Below are 18,511 nucleotides of genomic sequence, written 5' to 3' on the forward strand. Positions count from 1 at the left end.
CGCGCTTGAATCTGCAACCTGTCAAAGGTCATTCACTGGCATTTACATTGCGACAATCCGGCAGGTAGACAAGCACACCCCCATCACTATGGCGCGCATTATTCTACGTGAAATCACGCTAAACGGCAGATCAAACAGAGTATCTTTGCGAATATTTTTTCACATTTGTGTCAAGTGGCTGTGAGGCGGCAAAAAATTCCCCCTGACCGCCGGTGACACCGCATTGAGACAGTACCTGCCACTCGCTACGGCTGAGCACGCCGGTTGCGAAAACCTGAACCGGCATCCCCTTACAGGCTTCCACCAGACTCTGCACCAGCAGCTGATTCTCACTGCGTTTTTCTATATTGCGCGATAACCCCGAATGCAGCTTGATAACCTCAACGTCGAGCTGCTTAATCCAGCTGGTTCCAACCAGCGTCAGACCAGCCTGAACTACGGCAACTCGAACACCTAAAGCATTAACCAACCGCATAACCGGCTGCAGGCGGCCGATATATTGACAAACATCCGCCTCTGCAAGTTCAAAAATAATACGCCGACGTTGCGATTTTTCGCATTGCATCAAAGTATCGCGCAGCCAGCGCTGGAAGCGGGGGCGAATTAATGACTCAACCGTCACCTGTAGCGCGAGATTTTCTTCCGGCCAGAAGCCTAAAAACGGCAGCAACCGGGTGATTTGCAGGCGGTCATACTCTTCCGCCAGACCGAACTGCAGTACCATCGGCATATATTCCGCCGCGATAACTTCTTCCTTGCCATCGTAAAGACGACACATTAGCTCGCGGTGGTGTACGCGACCGTCACGCGTTACGGCAGGTTTCTGGTAGAGACGCGGTCCGCCGCGGCTGAGCATTTGCTCGATAAGCGTGCGCCAGCGGACGTTGCCGCGCCCCTTTTCCGGGAGAGAGTCATCGTAGACGGCCCAGCTGTTGCTACCCTGCAATACCGCATTGCGCGTTGCCGCTTCCGCATGCTCCATCACCTGGGCTGCCGTTTGTCCGCTACGGAAGGCGCAGATCCCGATATGCATCATGTCGTCACGATCGAGAATTCGCGTTGGCGGCAGGGCATCCATAGCCTTCAATAGCAATCCGGCGATGCTATCCGCCTCTTTTAACGTGCGATGAGGGAGCAGAACGGCAAAATCGCTTCGGTGATAGCGGGCCAGCAGCGCGCCGGGATAACGCATAATAAAGGTGGAAAGCATGTTGATCAGCGTAAAGTAATGCTCTTCAGTCGCTGTACGCCCCCAGTTATCGCGCAGCAGGTCGAAATCCGGCAGGCGGATCATCATAACAATACCGTACGACCCCACCTTCTCCTGATCTTCAAGCAGCGTCGACAGCTGATTATCAAAGAACAATCGGTTACTGAGTCCGGTTTTTGAATCCTGCGCAACGTAAGAACGAATCAGGGTATCCATGCGGCTTCGCTGATCGCTGGCAAACTGCAGTTCTGATAGCAGCGTATCTAACGCACTGCTGGTGTTGACTGGCCATTCGTGTACCGACCCGCGCACCTGCGGGCCGCGTTCGCCGTTAAGAATACGCACAGAGCGAAGCTCCAGTAGCTCCTGGCCCGCCAGCTGACGACGGATCCAGCGGACGGAAAAAAAGATAATCAGCACCATGAAACCAATGGCGATGGAAAGCGGCGCGGTAACGTGCAGCGAACGGAAATAATTGGCCATCGGATCCAGATAAACCAGATGGATAACCATGCCCGGGTGCTTGAGCGACGGCACGGTGATACTACGGAACTGATTGCTGCTGCCTAACGGACGATAGTTATCGTTGCGGGAATGGCTATAGACTGATTTGCCATTAAGCTGAAAATCAACGTGCACGACTTCGACCGGCGTCATCAGCTCATCCATCTGCGGTTCTAACTGGTCAAAAGATATAGAGACCAGGCGGTTATCCAGCATCGTTGCCACCGCCTGAACGCGGTTGGTCATTTTTAGCTGAATACCGTTATAAAAACTCAGCGAAGCGCCAATCAGCGTGACAAAGATAGTCAGGCTGGTGAGTAACGTGACAAAGGCTGAGAATTTCGTCGTTAATCGCATCCCTGTGTTAACTCCGCGAGTGAATGAGTGCCCGATAAACATCCGGGCTCCAGTGCTGGCGCCTAAACTAAAGTAAGCACTAACTTTCTAAAGAGCGACGCATACTACCAAAGCTGGCGTATCTGGCAATTTATTGCGTTACATCGGTGTAATAATGCCGTTAGCGAGTATAGTCTGCAGAAAAATTTTTCCAATCATCCAACCTACGAGGACCGGCGCATGCAGGCTTTAATCTTAGAACAGCAGGATGGCAAAACTCTCTCTTCGGTGCAAACCATTGACGCCAGCCAGCTGCCGCAGGGCGATGTGACAGTGGATATCGAGTGGTCCAGCCTCAACTATAAAGATGCGCTGGCGATCACCGGTAAAGGAAAAATCATCCGCAACTTTCCGATGATTCCTGGCATCGATTTTGCCGGTTCGGTCCACAGCAGCGAAGATCCTCGCTTTCATGCGGGCCAGCAGGTGCTGCTCACCGGATGGGGCGTTGGCGAAAACCACTGGGGCGGTCTGGCGGAACGCGCTCGCGTTAAAGGCGACTGGCTGGTAGCAATGCCTCAAGGACTGAATGGGCGTAAAGCCATGACCATTGGTACCGCGGGCTTCACCGCCATGCTGTGCGTGATGGCGCTGGAAGATGCCGGAATTCGTCCTGAAGATGGCGAAATTGTAGTTACCGGGGCCAGCGGCGGCGTCGGCAGCACCGCAGTCGCTTTGCTGCATCAGCTGGGGTACAAGGTAGCGGCGGTTTCCGGGCGCGAAAGCACCCATGAATATTTGAAAGCCCTCGGCGCGCAGCGCATCCTTGGCCGAGATGAGTTCGCCGAAACCCGCCCGCTGGAAAAGCAGCTGTGGGCCGGCGCTGTTGACACGGTTGGCGATAAAGTACTGGCAAAAGTACTGGCGCAAATGAACTACGGCGGCTGCGTTGCAGCCTGCGGCCTCGCTGGCGGATTTGCGCTGCCGACCACCGTGATGCCGTTTATTCTGCGCAATGTACGCCTGCAGGGCGTTGACTCGGTGATGACCCCGCCCGCCCGCCGGGCTGAAGCCTGGCAAAGGCTGGTCCGCGATCTACCGGAATCGTTCTATGCGCACAGCGCAACCGAAATCACCCTCGCCGAAGCCCCTGAGTTTGCTGAAAAGATTATGACCAATAAGATTCAGGGCCGCACGCTGGTTAAAATCGCCTAATCTGCAATTTTTCGTGACATATTCGCAATAACGCCTCGCCTCCGTCATGCTTAGAAAAAACGCATGACGGAGGATGCTATGAAACCCAAAAAACTGACAGAAGCCGACGTTACGGCAGAATCCGTTTTTATGCTGCAACGTCGCCAGGTCCTGAAAATGCTGGGCATCAGCGCGACCGCCCTTTCCCTTACCCCCTCCGCGCAAGCCGGTCTGCTGGATTGGTTTAAAGGCAACGATCGCCCGCCGGCGCCGGCGGGCAAAGCGCTAACGTTCGAAAAACCGGCGCAATGGCAAAATAACCTGCCGCTCACGCCGGAGGATAAAGTTGCTGGTTACAACAACTTTTATGAGTTCGGTCTGGATAAAGCCGATCCGGCGGCGAATGCCGGCAGCCTGCGCACCGATCCCTGGACGCTGACGATCGGTGGCGAAGTGGCAAAACCGCTCACGCTCGATCATGACGACCTGACCAGCCGATTCCCGCTGGAAGAACGAATTTATCGAATGCGCTGCGTAGAAGCCTGGTCGATGGTGGTTCCGTGGGTCGGTTTCCCGCTCCATAAGCTGCTGTCGCTGGTCGAACCCACCAGCAATGCTCGCTACGTTGCATTTAAAACGCTTTATGCTCCTGAGCAGATGCCGGGTCAAAAGGACCGTTTTATCGGCGGCGGTCTGGCGTATCCCTACGTTGAAGGACTGCGGCTCGATGAAGCAATGCATCCTCTGACGCTGCTCAGCGTGGGCGTGTATGGCAAGGCGCTGCCCCCGCAGAACGGTGCGCCGGTTCGGCTCACCGTGCCCTGGAAGTACGGCTTCAAAGGGATTAAATCCATCGTCAGTATTGAGCTCACCCGTGAGCGTCCGCCCACCACCTGGAATCTGGCCGGGCCCGAAGAGTATGGCTTCTACGCCAACGTTAATCCGCATGTCGATCATCCCCGCTGGTCGCAGGCGACTGAGCGTTTTATCGGCGCCGGCGGCGTACTCGACGTTAAACGCCAGCCAACGCTGCTGTTCAACGGCTATGCCGAAGAAGTGGCGTCGCTCTATCGGGGCCTGAATTTGCGGGAGAACTACTAGTGCGCCTGAATGTAAAGCAGATAACCTGGCTGAAAGTGCTTCTCCATCTGGCTGGCTTTTTGCCCGTTGTCTGGCTGTTCTGGGCCGGGCAGCAGGGCTATTTCAGCGCCGACCCGGCAAAGGATATTCAGCACTTTACCGGTAGGATGGCTCTTAAATTCCTGCTGGCTACCTTGCTTGTTTCGCCGCTGGCGCGCTACGCTAAACAGCCGTTATTGATACGCACCCGGCGCTTACTTGGCTTATGGTGCTTTGCCTGGGCTACGCTGCATTTAACCAGCTATACGCTGCTCGAACTCGGGATTAACAATCTGGCGCTTTTGGGTTCAGAAGTTATCAGCAGGCCTTACCTGACGCTGGGTTTACTCAGCTGGCTGATTCTGCTGGCGCTGGCGGCGACCTCCACCCAGGCGATGCAGCGGAAATTAGGCCGCCGTTGGCAAACATTGCATAACTTCGTCTATGTTGTCGCGATCCTTGCGCCGATTCACTACCTATGGTCGGTGAAGATTTTATCCCCGCAGCCGATCATTTATGCGCTGCTGGCACTGCTGCTTTTAGCATGGCGATACAAGAAGTTTCGCCAGTGGTGGCGCTGATTCCGGATATGTGCAGTTTCCCGCAGTTCTTTTATCAACCGCCCCACTTTACACGATAGCGGTTGATAATCTTCCCTGATAAGACCAGTATTTAGCTGCCAAATGCTACGAAATCGTTATAATGTGCGACTTTGGTTTTCCTTACGGGCTTTTTGAGTCCCGAAAAGGTGACAATCGCGTATCGAAGGTATATTTTGTTTTTTACCCGAGAATGGCAGAAGATGGCCGCATGTTGGCCGGTAAGTTTCGCTTTTTGCTTTCGGGCAGCCGGAGCGTAACCTGTCGACTTATGCCCAATGGCGGCGTCATGAATCAGCAGTAATTCATATGCTTTACAGACGGTGCTAACACGCCTGTCACAATCACACTAAACAAAGAGTACGGAACCCACTCATGGATATTCGTAAGATTAAAAAACTGATCGAGCTGGTTGAAGAATCAGGTATCTCCGAACTGGAAATTTCTGAAGGCGAAGAGTCGGTACGCATTAGCCGTGCCGCGCCAAACGCAGGTTTCCCGGTGATGCAACAGGCTTATGCCGCACCGATGATGCAGCAACAGCCGGCTCTGTCTAACGCAGTCGCAACTGCGGCCACTCCAGCAATGGAAGCCCCTGCGGCAGCGGAAATCAGTGGTCACATCGTACGTTCCCCAATGGTTGGTACTTTCTACCGCACCCCGAGCCCGGACGCGAAAGCCTTCATCGAAATCGGTCAGAAAGTTAACGCGGGCGATACCCTGTGCATCGTTGAAGCCATGAAAATGATGAACCAGATCGAAGCCGATAAATCCGGCGTGGTGAAAGCCATTCTGGTCGAAAGTGGTCAACCGGTAGAATTTGACGAGCCACTGGTCGTCATCGAATAACGAGGCGAACATGCTGGATAAAATTGTTATCGCCAACCGCGGCGAGATTGCATTGCGTATCCTGCGTGCCTGTAAAGAACTGGGCATCAAGACCGTTGCTGTGCACTCAACGGCGGATCGCGATTTAAAACACGTATTGTTAGCGGATGAGACGGTCTGTATTGGCCCGGCTCCGTCCGTAAAAAGTTACCTCAATATCCCGGCTATCATTAGCGCAGCTGAAATCACCGGCGCGGTGGCTATTCACCCGGGTTATGGTTTTCTGTCCGAAAACGCTAACTTCGCTGAGCAGGTTGAGCGTTCCGGCTTTATCTTTATCGGTCCGAAAGCAGACACTATCCGCCTGATGGGCGACAAAGTCTCTGCCATTACCGCAATGAAGAAAGCGGGCGTTCCAACCGTACCGGGCTCTGACGGCCCGCTGGGTGAAGATATGGACGTTAACCGCGCCCATGCCAAACGCATTGGCTACCCGGTGATTATCAAAGCCTCCGGCGGCGGCGGCGGTCGCGGTATGCGCGTCGTGCGCAGCGATGCTGAGCTGGCTCAATCCATCTCCATGACCAAAGCGGAAGCAAAAGCCGCTTTTAACAACGACATGGTGTATATGGAGAAATACCTGGAGAATCCTCGCCACATCGAGATCCAGGTACTGGCTGACGGTCAGGGCAACGCTATCTATCTGGCTGAGCGCGACTGCTCCATGCAGCGTCGTCACCAGAAGGTCGTCGAAGAGGCACCGGCGCCGGGCATTACTCCGGAACTTCGCCGCTATATCGGCGAGCGTTGCTCCAAAGCGTGCGTCGATATCGGCTATCGCGGGGCGGGTACTTTTGAGTTCCTGTTCGAAAACGGCGAGTTCTATTTCATCGAAATGAACACCCGTATTCAGGTAGAACACCCGGTAACCGAGATGATCACCGGCGTCGATCTGATTAAAGAACAGCTGCGCATCGCTGCTGGTCAGCCGCTGTCCATCAAGCAGGAAGAAGTTATGGTTAAAGGCCATGCGGTGGAATGCCGTATCAACGCTGAAGACCCGAACACCTTCCTGCCGAGCCCGGGTAAAATTACCCGCTTCCACGCGCCGGGCGGTTTTGGCGTACGCTGGGAGTCTCATATCTACGCAGGCTACACCGTACCTCCGTACTATGACTCAATGATCGGCAAGCTGATCTGCTATGGCGAAAACCGTGATGTCGCGATTGCCCGCATGAAAAATGCGCTGCAGGAGCTGATTATCGATGGCATCAAAACCAACGTAGATCTGCAGATCCGCATCATGAACGACGAGCATTTCCAGAATGGTGGCACCAATATCCACTATCTGGAGAAAAAACTCGGATTGCAGGAGAAGTAATTCTCTTACTGCTGCAAAAGGCCGGATAATCCGGCCTTTTTTCTTTTTCTCTCCTCTCCGCTTTTCCATGCGGTACAATCCCCGCTTTCTTCATCCTCAAGGGACAAAAAATGGACAAACGTTTTGTTCAGGCCCATAAAGAGGCGCGCTGGGCGCTGTGGCTAACCCTTCTTTATCTTGCGGCCTGGCTGGCTGCCGCCTATTTGCCGGGCGTCGGTATTGGCATAACCGGCCTGCCGCACTGGTTTGAAATGGCCTGCCTGCTGGTACCGCTGGTGTTTATCCTGCTGTGCTGGGCAATGGTAAAACTGATTTATCGCGATATTCCTCTGGAGGATGACGATGCAGCTTGAAGTCATACTGCCGCTTGTCGCCTACCTGCTGGTGGTGTTTGCTCTCTCCATCTATGCGATGCGTAAGCGCGTAACGGGTTCCTTCCTGAACGAATATTTCCTCGGTAGCCGCTCGATGGGCGGCATTGTATTAGCCATGACACTTACGGCTACCTATATCAGCGCAAGCTCGTTTATAGGCGGTCCCGGCGCGGCCTATAAATATGGTCTCGGCTGGGTACTGCTGGCGATGATCCAGCTTCCTGCTATCTGGCTCTCGCTGGGAATTTTGGGTAAGAAATTCGCCATTCTGGCGCGACGTTATAATGCCGTAACGCTGAACGATATGCTCTTTGCCCGCTATCAAAGCCGCCTGCTGGTCTGGCTTGCGAGCCTGAGCCTACTGGTTGCTTTTGTTGGGGCAATGACGGTGCAGTTCATCGGCGGGGCGCGCCTGCTGGAAACCGCGGCGGGCATCCCCTACGAAACCGGCCTGCTGATTTTTGGCGTCAGTATCGCACTTTATACCGCGTTCGGCGGTTTTCGTGCCAGCGTCCTCAATGACACCCTCCAGGGGATGGTAATGCTGATAGGAACGATTGTTCTGCTAGTTGGCGTCGTGCATGCGGCTGGCGGGCTACATAATGCGGTAGAAACACTGCAAACTATCGATCCTAAGCTGGTCTCTCCGCAGGGTGCTGATGATATTCTTTCTCCCACCTTTATGACCTCTTTTTGGGTACTGGTCTGCTTCGGGGTGATTGGCCTTCCGCACACCGCCGTTCGCTGCATCTCCTATAAAGACAGCAAAGCGGTTCACCGGGGAATTATCATTGGCACAGTAGTCGTCGCGATCCTGATGTTTGGTATGCACCTTGCCGGAGCGCTCGGCCGCGCGGTGATCCCGGATCTGACGGTGCCGGATCTGGTCATCCCTACCCTCATGGTGAAAGTATTGCCGCCATTTGCCGCCGGGATCTTCCTCGCTGCGCCAATGGCCGCCATTATGTCGACGATCAACGCTCAACTGCTGCAAAGTTCCGCTACGATCATTAAAGATCTGTATCTGAATCTGCGCCCCGAGCAGATAACAAATGAAACCCGGTTGAAGCGGATGTCGGCAACGATCACCCTGCTGTTGGGCGCTTTACTGCTGCTGGCAGCCTGGCGTCCGCCTGAGATGATTATCTGGCTCAACCTGCTGGCGTTCGGCGGCCTGGAGGCCGTGTTCTTATGGCCGCTGGTGCTGGGCCTGTACTGGGAACGAGCGAACGCGAAAGGCGCATTGAGCGCGATGATCGTCGGCGGCGTACTCTATGCCATACTCGCCACTTTTAATCTTCAGTACCTGGGCTTCCATCCGATAGTGCCCTCGTTACTGTTAAGCTTATTGGCTTTCCTGGTCGGAAACCGCTTCGGAACCTCCGCCACGCAAGCCGCCGTATTGACTACTGATAAATAAAGAGTTTTGCCATGCCATGGATCCAACTGAAACTGAACACTACCGGCGCGAACGCGGAAGAACTGAGCGATGCGCTGATGGAAGCGGGTTCCGTTTCCATTACTTTCCAGGATACGCACGACACGCCGGTATTCGAACCTCTGCCGGGCGAGACCCGTCTGTGGGGCGATACTGACGTTATCGGCCTGTTTGACGCTGAAACAGACATGCAAGAAGTGGTCGCGATTCTGGAGCAGCATCCGCTGCTGGGCGCCGGTTTCGTGCATAAAATCGAACAACTGGAAGATAAAGACTGGGAGCGCGAATGGATGGATAACTTCCACCCTATGTGCTTCGGTAAACGCCTGTGGATCTGCCCGAGCTGGCGCGATGTGCCGGATGAAAACGCCGTTAACGTGATGCTCGATCCGGGCCTGGCGTTTGGTACCGGTACGCATCCCACAACGGCAATGTGTCTCGAATGGCTGGATGGACTCGATCTCTCAGGCAAAACGATCATCGATTTTGGCTGCGGCTCAGGTATTCTGGCCATTGCGGCCTTAAAGCTGGGCGCAGCGAAAGCGATTGGTATTGATATCGATCCGCAGGCAATTCAGGCCAGCCGCGATAACGCCGAGCGCAACGGGGTCTCTGAACGCCTGGAACTGTATCTGCCTAAAGATCAGCCAGAGGCGATGAAAGCCGATGTCGTGGTCGCAAACATTCTGGCTGGCCCATTACGCGAGCTAGCCCCGCTTATCAGCGTGCTGCCGGTTACAGGCGGTCTGCTGGGGCTTTCCGGCATCCTTGCCAGCCAGGCGGAAAGCGTTTGTGAGGCATACGCCGACCTCTTTAATCTCGATCCCGTCGTGGAGAAAGAGGAGTGGTGCCGGATTACCGGTATTAAAAAGTAATCTCTCCTTGTGGCCTCATCGCAGGCCACAACTTTTCGCGTTTTCTGTACAAAATCATTCGCCCAATAAGAATAAGATGATGCGGTAACATATTGTAGTTACCAATAAAATCATCATCTTATTCATTGGACGAATTATATGAAAACATCTTTAGGCAAGGCGGCATTGTTGGTGTTAAGCATGATGCCCATTACGGTTTTTGCTTCCCACTGGGGCTATGAAGGCGAAGGTTCGCCGGAGCACTGGGGAGCGCTCAGTGAAGAGTACAAAACCTGCCTGAGCGGCATGAACCAATCTCCCATCAACATCGATACCACGTTCAAAGCGCACCTGACACCGCTGGAAACCCACTACATTGATGGCCCAATTACGCTCATCAACAATGGTCACACCATTCAGGCCGGGTTAAAAACTACCACAGCGGACACCATTACAATTGACGGTACGCCATTTACCCTTCAGCAGTTCCATTTCCATGCTCCGAGCGAAAATACCGTTCACGGTAAGCACTATGCGATGGAGATGCACCTGGTCCATACCAACGCTCAAGGAGCCATCACTGTCGTAGCGGTGATGTTTGACCAGGGGGCGGAAAATAGCGAGCTGAACAAACTGTGGGCCACTATGCCGGAAAAAGCGGAGCAGAATGCGAAGATCAGCACGCAAATGGACCTCAACGCCCTGCTTCCTGCGGACAAGACATACTGGCGATTCAGCGGCTCTCTGACTACTCCGCCCTGCTCTGAAGGGGTAACCTGGATTGTCCTTAAGCATCCGCTAACGTTGTCTGCCGCGCAGCTGGCAAAATTTAGCCACACCATGCATCACGATAATAATCGTCCGGTGCAGCCGCTGAATGGTCGCGTCGTCATTGAGTAAACATCAGATACGCTTCACGATCATGTTCTGAAATGAGAGCTAACTCACATAAAGCCAAGATAATTTGCTGATTAATTCAGCAGATTATCTTGTCCACACCCCGGGCCGGGAAGAAAAAATGAGAAGTTATGCAAAAATATATGTGTAGATAAATTCATCACATATTTTTAATACAATGATTTATAAAGCTAATTATTCATGAGCGTCGACCTGGACGGCGATTCTTTGATCCACCTCAGTGGATTGCTCAAAGTTTGGCCTTTCATCTCGTGCAAAAAATGCGTAATATACGCCGCCTTGCAGTCACAGTATGGTCATTTCTTAACTCATGCGCATCGGACACTACCAGCTCAGAAATCGACTTATCGCAGCGCCTATGGCTGGCATTACTGACAGACCATTCCGGACGCTGTGTTACGAGATGGGAGCAGGGTTGACCGTATCCGAGATGATGTCCTCCAACCCGCAGGTCTGGGAGAGCGACAAGTCCCGCTTACGGATGGTGCACGTTGATGAGCCCGGTATTCGTACCGTGCAAATTGCCGGCAGCGTGCCGGAAGAGATGGCTGCAGCCGCCCGTATTAACGTGGAAAGCGGCGCCCAAATTATTGATATCAATATGGGGTGTCCGGCTAAAAAAGTGAATCGTAAGCTTGCAGGTTCAGCCCTCTTGCAGTACCCCGACCAGGTGAAGTCGATCCTGACGGCGGTCGTCAAAGCAGTGGACGTTCCCGTAACTCTCAAGATTCGCACCGGTTGGGAACCGGAACACCGTAACTGTGTAGAAATTGCCCAACTGGCTGAAGAATGTGGCATTCAGGCTCTGACTATTCACGGACGCACCCGCGCCTGCTTGTTTAACGGAGACGCTGAGTACGACAGTATTCGGGCAGTTAAGCAGAAAGTTTCCATTCCGGTTATCGCGAATGGCGACATTACTGACCCGCTTAAAGCCAGAGCCGTGCTCGACTATACGGGGGCTGATGCCCTTATGATAGGCCGTGCGGCTCAGGGAAGACCCTGGATCTTTCGGGAAATCCAGCACTATCTGGACACTGGAGAGCTGCTGCCCCCGCTGCCCCTGGCAGAGGTTAAGCGCTTGCTTTGTGCACACATTCGGGAACTGCATGGCTTTTACGGCCACGCAAAAGGGTACCGAATCGCACGCAAACACGTATCCTGGTATCTGCAGGAACACGCTCCAGATGACCAGTTTCGGCGCACATTCAACGCCATAGAAGATTCCAGCGAACAGCTGGAGGCGTTGGAGGCATACTTCGAAAATTTTGCGTAATAGAAATAAAGAGCTGACAGAACTATGTTCGAACAACGCGTAAATTCTGACGTACTGACCGTTTCTACCGTTAACTCTCAGGATCAGGTAACTCAAAAGCCCCTGCGTGACTCGGTTAAACAGGCACTGAAGAACTATTTTGCTCAACTGAACGGTCAGGATGTTAATGACCTGTATGAGCTGGTACTGGCTGAAGTAGAACAGCCCCTGTTGGACATGGTGATGCAATACACCCGCGGTAACCAGACCCGTGCTGCCCTGATGATGGGCATCAACCGTGGTACTCTGCGTAAAAAGCTGAAAAAATACGGCATGAACTGATACTAATCAGTTAAATGTTTGATATAAAAGGCGCTCTTCGGCATGGGGAAGCGCCTTTTTTATTGCATCCGCTTTAATGATTGACTATCGCCTGTAGCCCGCGGGTTCCGCAAAGGACCGACATAATATTATCAACCAAAGCGGGAGCCTGATGATACAGGTCGAATTTTCCGGGCTCTACGAGCCAGTTTTTAATAATACCGACAAATGCGCTATGTAATACGATTAATGAAATTTCAACGTTGGTTTCCTCTGGTAATAATCCGTTACGAATGCAGAGCTGTAAAACACTGCGAATAACGGGATAGCTAAAACCAATTTTTTTGCGAATCTCAGCCTCGGATATCATCTCGCTGGAAAACTCACACTTCTGATACAGAATTTGCATTAGCGCACGTTGACGGGGATTAATGGCGATATATTGCAGACCGATAATAAATTTTTCTCGTAGCCTGCTGAGCGGGTCCTGAGCATGTGAAGAGGTAAATTCATGTTTAAGCAGATCACGTAACGGAAGCTGCTGTTGCCACATTTCATTAAAGAGTTCCGCTTTGCTGGAAAAGTGCCAGTAGACTGCTCCCCGCGTCACGCCAGCAGCATCAGCGATATCGGCTAACGTTGTACCGGTCACGCCGCGTAGGGCAAACTGTTGAATGGCTGACTCAATCAAAAGCTGCCGCGTCTTTAACGCATCTTCTTTCGTTCTTCTAGGCATACGGTGCTCCGCTCTACGCCAGATTAAGAGTGTGGGAAATAAGTGAATACGTATAAACCTAACATCTGACAATGAATATTGTTTAGCAAAAATACAGATAAGTTAAATCTCAAGTGAAATGCAAATAAATACACCACAAGAATAATTAAAAGAAATCTATTCACCGATTAAATATCAGTGTAAGCAAATTTTAAATTGAGATCATTCTCAAAACATAATCACCGATATTTTGTTTTTGCGTGCCTTGCTGATGGCTAAAAAATAACTATTTCTTACATCCACCGTTTTTTATTTGTAGGATACCAAACCGCATTTTAATTCATTATTTCTTGCACAGATTCGTGGCCAAGCCTGGCTCAAAATCTATAAGGAACAGCAATGACACGTCACGTCAGGGTTACACTTTTATCCAGCCTCATCATCCCGGCCCTCCTGCTCAGCGGCTGTGATGATTCAGGCGATCGGCAACCGCATGCGCAGATACCTCAGGTCTCCGTTTATGTGGTGAACAGCGCGCCGCTGTCCGTGACCACGGAGCTACCTGGCCGGACATCAGCTTACCGCGTAGCGGAAGTTCGCCCGCAGGTTAGCGGCATTATCCTGCATCGTAACTTTGTCGAAGGTAGCGATGTCGCCGCTGGACAGTCTCTCTATCAAATCGATCCGGCGACCTATCAGGCAGCTTATAACAGCGCAAAGGGTGATGAAGCGAAAGCAGAGGCCGCAGCGGCTATCGCCCATTTAACGGTCAAACGTTATGCGCCTCTTCTCGGCACAAAATATATCAGTCAGCAGGAATACGATCAGGCAGTAGCGACGGCCCGCCAGGCGGATGCCGATGTTATCGCAACAAAAGCCGCCGTTGAAAGCGCGCGCATTGATTTGGCGTACACCAAAGTGACTTCACCTATCGGCGGTCGCATCGGCAAATCCAGCGTAACCGAAGGCGCACTGGTGACAAATGGTCAGGCTGATGCAATGGCGACGATACAGCAGCTCGATCCTATTTATGTTGATGTTACCGAGTCCAGTAATGATTTCATGCGCCTGAAGCAGGAGAGTCTGCAGCAGGGCAGTGGCACTAAAAGCGTGCAGCTGATTATGGAAAACGGTCAACCTTATGCGCTGCGGGGCACCCTGCAGTTCTCCGATGTTACGGTAGATGAGAGCACCGGCTCTATTACGCTGCGCGCGATCTTCCCCAACCCACAGCATGCTCTGCTGCCAGGAATGTTTGTTCGCGCTCGCATCGACGAAGGTATTTCACCAGACGCTATTCTCGTTCCTCAGCAGGGGGTAACCCGTACGCCGCGCGGTGATGCCAGCGTGATGCTCGTCAATGACAAAAACCAGGTTGAAACGCGGCCAGTCACCGCCTCGCAGGCGATTGGCGATAAGTGGTTAATTACGAGCGGTCTGAAAGCCGGTGAAAAGGTCATCGTCAGCGGTCTGCAGAAAGTGCGTCCCGGCGTCACGGTGAAGGCCGAAGAGGATACCGCGACGACTGTCGCGCAATAAGGTACGAATCCCTATGTCTAAGTTTTTTATCCATCGCCCGGTTTTCGCCTGGGTGCTGGCAATCATCATGATGATTGCCGGCGGCCTCGCGATTATGCAGCTCCCGATAGCACAATACCCGACCATCGCACCGCCTGCGGTCGCTATCTCCGCCACCTACCCTGGCGCGGATGCCCAAACCGTACAGGATACGGTGACTCAGGTTATCGAACAGAACATGAACGGCATTGATAACCTGATGTATATGTCCTCAACCAGCGATTCCGCCGGCGGCGTGACCATTACGCTGACCTTTACCTCGGGTACGGATCCGGATATTGCGCAAGTTCAGGTACAGAATAAACTCCAGCTGGCAACGCCGCTACTGCCTCAGGAAGTTCAGCAGCAGGGGATTAGCGTCGAGAAATCAAGCAGTAGCTTCTTAATGGTCGCTGGTTTCATCTCCGATAACCCCAGCACCACTCAGGATGATATCTCTGACTATGTGGCCTCGAACGTCAAAGATACCATCAGCCGCCTTAACGGCGTGGGTGACGTACAGCTCTTCGGCGCACAGTATGCAATGCGCATCTGGCTGAATGGAAACCTGCTGAATAAGTACAATTTGACGCCTGTTGACGTCATTAACCAGCTTAAAATCCAAAACGATCAGATTGCTGCAGGGCAGCTTGGCGGCACTCCGGCCCTTAAAGGCCAGCAGCTAAATGCATCCATCATTGCCCAGACGCGACTGAAGGACCCCGCAGAATTTGGCAAAGTAACCCTGCGAGTGAACGCCGACGGGTCAGTCGTGCATCTGAAAGATGTGGCACGCATTGAGCTGGGCGGAGAAAACTATAACGTCGTCGCAAGAATCAATGGCAAGCCAGCTTCAGGCCTGGGAATTAAACTTGCGACCGGCGCTAATGCCCTTGATACCGCCGCGGCGATAAAAGCGAAGCTTGCCGAACTGCAGCCGTACTTCCCTCAGGGGATGAAGGTCGTCTATCCTTACGACACCACGCCGTTTGTGAAAATCTCTATCCACGAGGTGGTGAAGACGCTATTTGAAGCCATCATCCTCGTCTTCCTGGTGATGTATCTGTTCTTACAGAATATCCGGGCTACTCTGATCCCCACTATCGCGGTTCCGGTCGTTCTGCTTGGCACCTTTGCCGTACTGGCAACCTTCGGTTACTCCATCAATACGCTAACGATGTTTGGCATGGTGCTGGCAATAGGCCTGCTGGTCGACGATGCTATCGTGGTAGTGGAAAACGTCGAACGCGTGATGGTAGAAGAGAAGCTCTCCCCAAAAGAGGCGACGGAAAAATCGATGTCGCAAATCCAGGGGGCATTGGTGGGTATTGCCATGGTGCTATCGGCGGTGTTTGTCCCGATGGCCTTCTTTGGCGGCTCTACGGGGGCGATTTATCGGCAGTTTTCTATCACCATCGTCTCCGCGATGGCGCTGTCCGTACTGGTGGCGCTGATCCTGACCCCCGCGCTTTGTGCCACCTTACTGAAACCCGCATCAGCCGATCATCATGAGAAAAAAGGATTTTTTGGCTGGTTTAATGCGAAATTCGATCGTAGCGTGAATCACTACACCAACAGCGTGAGTGGGATCCTGCGCTGTACCGGGCGCTATCTGATCATCTATTTGCTAATCGTTGTGGGTATGGCGGTATTGTTTATGCGCCTGCCCACCTCTTTCTTGCCGGATGAGGATCAGGGGGTATTTATGACCATGATCCAGCTCCCTTCAGGCGCAACGCAGGAACGCACGCAGAAGGTTCTTGATACGGTTACCGATTACTATCTGCATAAAGAGAAGGCGAACGTTGAAAGCGTCTTTACCGTTAACGGCTTTAGCTTTAGCGGCCAGGGCCAAAACTCCGGTATGGCGTTTGTCAGCCTGAAGCCATGGGAAGAGCGCAGTGGCGCAGAGAATGGTGTTGAGGCAATCATCAAACGGGCTACCGTTGCCTTTAGTCAGATTAAAGATGCTATGGTCTTTCCTTTCAACCTGCCGGCAATTATCGAGCTGGGTACGGCTACCGGTTTTGATTTTGAGCTTATCGATCAGGGTAACCTGGGCCATAGCGCATTAACCCAGGCCCGTAATCAACTTCTGGGTATGGTGAGAGAATACCCTGACCAGCTGGTACGCGTTCGCCCCAACGGGCTCGAAGACACGCCGCAATTCAAGCTTGATGTCGATCAAGAGAAAGCTCAGGCTCTGGGTATTTCGCTATCCGATATCAATGAGACCATTTCCGCGGCGCTAGGGGGCTACTATGTTAACGACTTTATTGACCATGGACGCGTGAAAAAAGTCTACGTTCAGGCCGATGCTAAATTCCGTATGCTGCCGAGCGATATCAATAATATGTACGTTCGCAGCGCGAACGGCGAGATGGTCCCGTTCTCCGCATTCGTGACCTCGCGCTGGGTTTATGGTTCACCGCGCCTGGAGCGCTACAATGGTTTACCCTCTATGGAAGTTTTGGGGGAAGCGGCGCCGGGGAAAAGTACCGGTGATGCGATGATTTTAATGGAACAGCTAGCCAGCAAGCTTCCTGCCGGTATTGGTTACGACTGGACGGGAATGTCCTATCAAGAACGTTTATCGGGTAATCAGGCGCCAGCCCTGTATGCCATTTCGCTGATTGTCGTCTTTCTGTGTCTTGCGGCGCTTTATGAAAGCTGGTCGATTCCCTTCTCTGTCATGCTCGTCGTACCATTAGGCGTTGTTGGAGCATTACTCGCGGCGTCGTTACGCGGGCTTAATAATGACGTTTATTTCCAGGTAGGTTTATTAACCACTATTGGCCTCTCTGCGAAAAACGCGATTCTTATCGTTGAGTTTGCCAAAGACCTGATGGATAAAGAAGGCAAGGGCATTATCGAAGCCGCACTGGAAGCATCCCGTATGCGTCTACGTCCTATCCTGATGACTTCCCTTGCTTTTATTTTGGGTGTTCTGCCTCTGGTTATTAGCCATGGCGCAGGCAGCGGAGCTCAAAATGCAGTAGGTACCGGAGTTATGGGCGGAATGCTGACGGCAACATTGCTGGCTATATTCTTTGTCCCGGTCTTCTTTGTGGTAGTAAGGCGGCGCTTTACCAGGCACATAGACTAAATATTCTTTCCAGGGCACCCATCCGGTGCCTTTTTTCTTGCCTGAAAAATAAATACCTATCTCACTGATATTAAATATATTTATTATTCTTTAACCTACCCTCGCCCCGCAATCCACATTATTTACTCATAATCATCTGTCTTTCTTAATAATATTTACGTTAGTCATAAATTGAGATTATTTACTCTGGCGGCCAACTATATTTCTGATGATAAAATAAGCTGTTCCGTATGTACGTGGGTTCGCCACTACAGCGAAGCGGATTATTTAGAGGTAACATCATGAACAAATTTATTATAGTGGCATTGCTGGCTACGCTACTTGCCGGCTGTGCACATGACTCTCCGTGCGTACCGGTTTATGACTCTGAAGGTAGACTCGTCCATACCAATACTTGTGTGAAAGGAACAACTCAGGATAACTGGGAAACCGCTGGCGCGATTGCCGGCGGCGCAACCGCGGTAGCTGGCCTGACGCTCGGTATTGTAGCTTTAACCCGTTAACGCCTTCTCTTCTCTGCCATAAAAGGTACCGGAGGGTTATCCGGTACCGCTTCCCGAAGGTAAGTTCCGCGATGCTTAACGGTATCACCCGCGACTAAAGGCCGGGCAAAGCCCCTCCCCTCAGATAACGTCAAACGGATAAATTGCCATTACCAGCCAGGAAAAAGGATATTTACGCAGGAGCGAAAACGCAAAAAGCCCATCCTGACGGATGGGCTTTTTACTTGTTTGATGCCTGGCAATGCCCTACTCTCACATGGGGAGACCCCACACTACCATCGGCGCTACGGCGTTTCACT

At 52.4% G+C, this 18,511-nt stretch carries 15 protein-coding genes and 1 pseudogene; 14 read left to right on the forward strand and 2 right to left on the reverse strand.

Annotated elements, in window-relative coordinates; translation table 11 throughout:
* Positions 1-130 precede the first annotated feature (130 nt).
* Entirely contained in the window at positions 131-2,071 is a 1,941-nt protein-coding gene (csrD, locus tag ABLV12_RS24170) for an RNase E specificity factor CsrD (RefSeq protein WP_024274767.1), read from the reverse strand.
* 219 nt (positions 2,072-2,290) lie between these two features.
* Here csrD and ABLV12_RS24175 point away from each other — a divergent pair, with 219 nt between their 5' ends.
* From ABLV12_RS24175 to fis, 11 genes and pseudogenes are all read left to right on the forward strand, one after another.
* On the forward strand, positions 2,291-3,265 hold the full coding sequence (locus ABLV12_RS24175) for an MDR family oxidoreductase (protein ID WP_004106258.1): 975 nt from the start codon (positions 2,291-2,293) through the stop codon (positions 3,263-3,265).
* 78 nt (positions 3,266-3,343) lie between these two features.
* Entirely contained in the window at positions 3,344-4,345 is a 1,002-nt protein-coding gene (msrP, locus tag ABLV12_RS24180) for a protein-methionine-sulfoxide reductase catalytic subunit MsrP (protein ID WP_064399080.1), read from the forward strand.
* The gene (msrQ, locus tag ABLV12_RS24185) at positions 4,345-4,944 is read left to right on the forward strand and encodes a protein-methionine-sulfoxide reductase heme-binding subunit MsrQ (protein WP_004106263.1); all 600 of its coding nucleotides are present in this window, start codon (positions 4,345-4,347) and stop codon (positions 4,942-4,944) included. Before msrP ends, msrQ begins: the two co-directional genes overlap by 1 nt.
* A 393-nt stretch (positions 4,945-5,337) precedes the next feature.
* A complete protein-coding gene (accB, locus tag ABLV12_RS24190) occupies positions 5,338-5,811 on the forward strand; it encodes an acetyl-CoA carboxylase biotin carboxyl carrier protein (RefSeq protein WP_004106265.1) in 474 nt (157 codons plus the stop codon).
* Between the two features lie 10 nt (positions 5,812-5,821).
* Positions 5,822-7,171: an acetyl-CoA carboxylase biotin carboxylase subunit gene (accC, locus tag ABLV12_RS24195; protein ID WP_004106267.1), complete on the forward strand. Its 1,350-nt coding sequence runs from the start codon at positions 5,822-5,824 to the stop codon at positions 7,169-7,171.
* A 110-nt stretch (positions 7,172-7,281) separates the two neighbouring features.
* A complete protein-coding gene (locus ABLV12_RS24200; RefSeq protein ID WP_004106269.1) occupies positions 7,282-7,524 on the forward strand; it encodes a YhdT family protein in 243 nt (80 codons plus the stop codon).
* Positions 7,514-8,965 (forward strand): sodium/pantothenate symporter, encoded by a 1,452-nt coding sequence (panF, locus tag ABLV12_RS24205; RefSeq protein ID WP_064399082.1) that lies wholly within the window; start codon positions 7,514-7,516, stop codon positions 8,963-8,965. Before ABLV12_RS24200 ends, panF begins: the two co-directional genes overlap by 11 nt.
* Before the next feature lie 11 nt (positions 8,966-8,976).
* Positions 8,977-9,858: a 50S ribosomal protein L11 methyltransferase gene (gene prmA, locus ABLV12_RS24210; RefSeq protein WP_004106272.1), complete on the forward strand. Its 882-nt coding sequence runs from the start codon at positions 8,977-8,979 to the stop codon at positions 9,856-9,858.
* 138 nt (positions 9,859-9,996) lie between these two features.
* Positions 9,997-10,737 carry a carbonic anhydrase family protein gene (locus ABLV12_RS24215; protein WP_016808191.1) on the forward strand — a complete coding sequence of 247 codons (741 nt, stop codon included), beginning with the start codon at positions 9,997-9,999 and terminating at the stop codon, positions 10,735-10,737.
* A 328-nt stretch (positions 10,738-11,065) separates the two neighbouring features.
* Positions 11,066-12,074: pseudogene (dusB, locus tag ABLV12_RS24220) on the forward strand (tRNA dihydrouridine synthase DusB).
* Complete coding sequence (fis, locus tag ABLV12_RS24225; RefSeq protein ID WP_000462905.1) at positions 12,056-12,352, forward strand: DNA-binding transcriptional regulator Fis; 297 nt, start codon at positions 12,056-12,058, stop codon at positions 12,350-12,352. Before dusB ends, fis begins: the two are co-directional and overlap by 19 nt.
* A gap of 73 nt (positions 12,353-12,425) precedes the next feature.
* On the opposite strand, the gene envR is transcribed toward fis, so the two are convergent.
* Complete coding sequence (gene envR / locus ABLV12_RS24230; protein ID WP_004106278.1) at positions 12,426-13,067, reverse strand: acrEF/envCD operon transcriptional regulator; 642 nt, start codon at positions 13,065-13,067, stop codon at positions 12,426-12,428.
* 378 nt (positions 13,068-13,445) lie between these two features.
* On the opposite strand from envR, the gene ABLV12_RS24235 reads away from it, so the two are divergent.
* From ABLV12_RS24235 to ABLV12_RS24245, 3 genes are all read left to right on the forward strand, one after another.
* Positions 13,446-14,585 carry an efflux RND transporter periplasmic adaptor subunit gene (locus ABLV12_RS24235; RefSeq protein WP_017145332.1) on the forward strand — a complete coding sequence of 380 codons (1,140 nt, stop codon included), beginning with the start codon at positions 13,446-13,448 and terminating at the stop codon, positions 14,583-14,585.
* Between the two features lie 13 nt (positions 14,586-14,598).
* Positions 14,599-17,709, forward strand: coding sequence for an efflux RND transporter permease subunit (locus tag ABLV12_RS24240; protein WP_064399086.1), 3,111 nt, complete (start codon positions 14,599-14,601; stop codon positions 17,707-17,709).
* Positions 17,710-17,990: 281 nt separating this feature from the next.
* On the forward strand, positions 17,991-18,212 hold the full coding sequence (locus tag ABLV12_RS24245; protein WP_348867410.1) for a hypothetical protein: 222 nt from the start codon (positions 17,991-17,993) through the stop codon (positions 18,210-18,212).
* The last annotated feature ends 299 nt before the right edge of the window (positions 18,213-18,511 follow it).

The organism is Klebsiella sp. CN_Kp100, from assembly GCF_040065315.1.
GTDB lineage: Bacteria > Pseudomonadota > Gammaproteobacteria > Enterobacterales > Enterobacteriaceae > Klebsiella > Klebsiella oxytoca.